A 3,517-nucleotide genomic window follows, 5' to 3' on the forward strand; every position below is an offset into this window, starting at 1 on the left:
CACCGCCTAAAATCACATACCTTAAATACCTAAAAATTTCTACAGCAACCCACATGTCTGAATACCACATCCGTATCCAGGACCTTCAACCCCAGGACCGCCCCCGCGAGCGCCTCCTGAAGAATGGTCCAGCCGCGCTCTCGGACTCAGAACTGCTGGCCATCGTCATGCGTACCGGGACCAGGGGCGAGAACGTCCTGAACCTGTGCAGCCGCATACTCTCAACCTACAACATACAGCAGCTCAGCCGCGCCTCCCCAACCAAACTGCAGGAGATACGCGGAGTGGGAGCCGCCAAAGCTGCCGAGATGGCTGCCATGTTCGAACTGGCACGCAGGCTCGAGACCTTCACCGAAGAAGAGCGCCCCCGTATCAGCAGCCCCGAGGCCGCTTACCGTTTCCTCTATCCCAAACTGCGCGAGCAGAAAAAAGAATCATTCATCGCCCTGCACCTCGACACCAAGAACAAACTCCTGCGCGAGGAGACCGTATCCGTGGGCAGCCTCAACGCCAACATCGTCCACCCCCGGGAAGTGTTCAAGACCGCCATCCAGGAAAGCGCCGCCGCCATCATTGTGGCCCACAACCACCCCAGCGGCGACCCCTCACCCAGCCAGAACGATATCGACATCACCCGCAAACTCGTCGAGACCGGGCGCGTGATAGGCATCGAGCTCTACGACCACATCATAATCGGCGACGGCAGGTTCCTGAGCCTGAAAGAACAACACCTCATATAACAATACAATTCCCCGCCACCATCACGGCGGGGTTATCATAGCCCAGTCCAGCATCAAGCCATCCAGAGCCATCAAAATTATCTTGCTGCAGCCATCAGGCAGGTCATAGGGCAGTTCCTCATACCCGATATACAGCTCATCACCACTAGTGATCTCTGGTGATAGGAGCTTTACCTTGCCAAACATATATTTATCCTTTGTTTTCAGGTCCTGGACCACAACATTACGCCATGCCTTCCCTTCCATCACATTAAGGACAACACATTTCCTCTTGATCTTCTTCACTTCATCTGAATTAGCTGCACACATACATTTCACCAATATTTTATTTTAGTCAGTTGAACAGGAAATAAAACTGCTATTGGGGTATATCTGACCCTTAATAACATTTTTCATTGCACAAAAATATACCTCAATTTGCACCAGGAAACTGGCAAAATAAGCATTTCCTGAAATTCCGCATTATAGAATCCCGTCAACCATATCCCAGTCATGCTCGTAGATGTGAGCACTGGCACTGATAGTGGTTATCATACCCGGCTCAACACCAACCTCACCCGCAATAAACTCAAGCAACCTCGACAACCCATACAGGTTAGCAGGATACGCCCCCGCAAAATCATGACTCCGAAACAGCGTCGTCAGGTTAACCTTCCCGCCCCGTATCTTGAAATCATCGATTATCATGCAGGGCACCTCATCAACCACAGTATCGATCGTAGGGATCCAGGTAACAGCAGTCGCCCTGCGGGTGGTCGGATTACCTTTCAATTTATCGATAACGTACGCTATCTGGTCAATCTCTTCATTCCAGTTGCGAAGGCGCTGACCATAGGTATATTCAAATTCCTGCACATTCTCACCGGTGATCAGCTGCTTGGCATATTCCTCAAGTCGCTCCTCGTTCCATGAAATGTCTTCGGGTATCCTGTTCTCGTACGGGTTCTGGATAACGATCATAAGGTTTAGGTACTCCCGTATCCGGCTTCCCCGCTCGTCAGTGACCTCATGTCCGTGGTTCCATATCATATTAAGCCCGCGGTACCATGCATCACTGATGGTCCCGGCCCGAATTATCCTGCCGATTTGAAGTGTCATATCCTCACATCTCCGTATTTGAAGGTAATACTAAATTTTCAAAAAGTTTAAGTTTATTCAAAGTAGTTAAACATAATGTTATTCAATTATTATAAATTGTGGTTACCATGGACCCTAAGTTCGTAAAGATACATCCGGCATCTGAGACATTTATTTTTAAAAAACGTTCTTTTTTCGAAAATGACGTTACCTTGCCCGGAAATGCAATCGTCGGTGCAGGTTCCAGTTTCTGGGGAAACCTGGTGGTAAAAGGAACTCTTGACCTGGGATGGGGGTCTAATGTCAAAGGAAACATTACCGCGGCGACTGCAGTTATCAGTGCCGACTCCAATATAGGAGGTAACATCAAAGTATCAGGCAATCTTACACTGCTTGACAGGGTCAATGTAGGCGGGTTAGCCTATGCAGACGGCGATATATTCATAAGACCCATGGTCTCAGCCCGGGCCGCCGAATGCACTGGCGATATCCTTGTCACAGGTATGACCAACATTAAGAGTATCCGTTCAGGCCACAAGCTCGTCGCCCGCAAGGGGTAGACCTTCACATCTCAATCCCCTGGCCTTTTGGAATTCGTGTGCCTTTTTCTTCGCCACCGCATACATAAACAGGTACAGTTCATTTAAAAATATTGTGGCATCCTTCAGTAATCCAGGTTCTAATGTACCCCTTGACAGGAAATCCAGTACATATATTGTAGCTATACAAGCCTGGCTAAATTCGTCAACATCATCAAAAACCTCACTTACGGAATTGTACGCTGATAACCACGGTTTTTTTAACAGGCCGGTAAGGGCAATATCGAATGAGCCAACAGGGCGAATAGCATTTATCTCCATCAGGTTCTCACGTACCGTTTGTGCTTTTTCCTGGTCCCATTTTTCAAGAGGAGATAAACATGATTCATACTCTTTCCAGATTTCTTCCAGAACACTCATCAGGAGCTTTCTTTTTTCTTCAAGATGGATAATATGGTAATCCACTTTGAATCTGGGCGTACTGATAAGATAATTTCGTAAGAGTTCACGCAGTTTCTGAGATACTTCACCTTCAAGTTCATCAATATTTTTCAAAACCTGATATTCCCTATCACTCAGTTCAACAACGACCCATTTTACCATGTAATCTCCCAGTATAAATTTATTTGTGAATCATAAATGTTCTCAGGATATAAATAAACCCATCATATACTGGACAAGTCACGTTCTTTTATCGGGCTGTCAGAAATGAAAATACCTATTGAAGAACATACCTCAAACTGCAACATGAATCATTTCTATCGTCTTTTGCGGGCATTTCTCTACACACAGACCACACCTGGTACATTTCTCCTGGTCAATCTCAGCCAGGAAATCCGTTACTGTTATTGCGTCAGCAGGGCAGTTCTTTGCACAGATACGACATCCTATGCAGCCAAATTCACATACCTCTTTCACGAATTTACCCTTATCATGTGAACGACACAATACATGCATTGGTTCACTTATAGACCCCATCACCAATATATTGTTTGGACATTCATTTACACAAACAGCACAACTCTTACACATATTCCTGTTAATATGCGGAAGCCGGTTTTCGGACATTGATATAGCCCCAAAAGGACAGGCACGTACGCAGGTACCTCTGCCCATGCACCCGTAACTACAACCCTTTTCGCCATCAGATATCATCATTAC

The 3,517-nt window shown here is 46.5% G+C and carries 6 protein-coding genes; 2 read left to right on the forward strand and 4 right to left on the reverse strand.

Going from position 1 to position 3,517, the window contains the following annotated elements:
• The first annotated feature begins 53 nt into the window (after positions 1 to 53).
• The gene (gene radC / locus K0A89_12830) at positions 54 to 740 is read left to right on the forward strand and encodes a DNA repair protein RadC (GenBank protein ID MBW6519367.1); all 687 of its coding nucleotides are present in this window, start codon (positions 54 to 56) and stop codon (positions 738 to 740) included.
• A gap of 21 nt (positions 741 to 761) precedes the next feature.
• Here radC and K0A89_12835 read toward each other — a convergent pair whose 3' ends face one another.
• Complete coding sequence (locus tag K0A89_12835) at positions 762 to 1,049, reverse strand: hypothetical protein (protein MBW6519368.1); 288 nt, start codon at positions 1,047 to 1,049, stop codon at positions 762 to 764.
• A 153-nt stretch (positions 1,050 to 1,202) separates the two neighbouring features.
• A complete protein-coding gene (locus K0A89_12840; protein MBW6519369.1) occupies positions 1,203 to 1,838 on the reverse strand; it encodes a thymidylate synthase in 636 nt (211 codons plus the stop codon).
• 107 nt (positions 1,839 to 1,945) lie between these two features.
• On the opposite strand from K0A89_12840, the gene K0A89_12845 reads away from it, so the two are divergent.
• On the forward strand, positions 1,946 to 2,377 hold the full coding sequence (locus K0A89_12845) for a polymer-forming cytoskeletal protein (protein MBW6519370.1): 432 nt from the start codon (positions 1,946 to 1,948) through the stop codon (positions 2,375 to 2,377).
• On the opposite strand, the gene K0A89_12850 is transcribed toward K0A89_12845, so the two are convergent.
• Both K0A89_12850 and K0A89_12855 read right to left on the reverse strand, forming a co-directional pair.
• The gene (locus tag K0A89_12850) at positions 2,345 to 2,959 is read right to left on the reverse strand and encodes a hypothetical protein (protein ID MBW6519371.1); all 615 of its coding nucleotides are present in this window, start codon (positions 2,957 to 2,959) and stop codon (positions 2,345 to 2,347) included. The genes K0A89_12845 and K0A89_12850 overlap by 33 nt on opposite strands.
• Positions 2,960 to 3,091: 132 nt before the next feature.
• Positions 3,092 to 3,517 (reverse strand): 4Fe-4S binding protein (locus K0A89_12855; GenBank protein ID MBW6519372.1); only part of this gene is annotated, 426 nt, incomplete at its 5' end.

This window comes from ANME-2 cluster archaeon (assembly GCA_019429385.1).
Lineage (GTDB): Archaea > Halobacteriota > Methanosarcinia > Methanosarcinales > Methanocomedenaceae > Methanocomedens_B.

Bases quoted from the DNA above. Each gene is read 5' to 3' on its own strand.
- K0A89_12845 (MBW6519370.1), top strand. From the start codon at position 1,946: ATGGACCCTAAGTTCGTAAAGATACATCCGGCATCTGAGACATTTATT.
- K0A89_12850 (MBW6519371.1), bottom strand. From the start codon at position 2,959: ATGGTAAAATGGGTCGTTGTTGAACTGAGTGATAGGGAATATCAGGTT.
- radC (MBW6519367.1), top strand. From the start codon at position 54: ATGTCTGAATACCACATCCGTATCCAGGACCTTCAACCCCAGGACCGC.
- K0A89_12835 (MBW6519368.1), bottom strand. From the start codon at position 1,049: ATGTGTGCAGCTAATTCAGATGAAGTGAAGAAGATCAAGAGGAAATGT.
- K0A89_12840 (MBW6519369.1), bottom strand. From the start codon at position 1,838: ATGACACTTCAAATCGGCAGGATAATTCGGGCCGGGACCATCAGTGAT.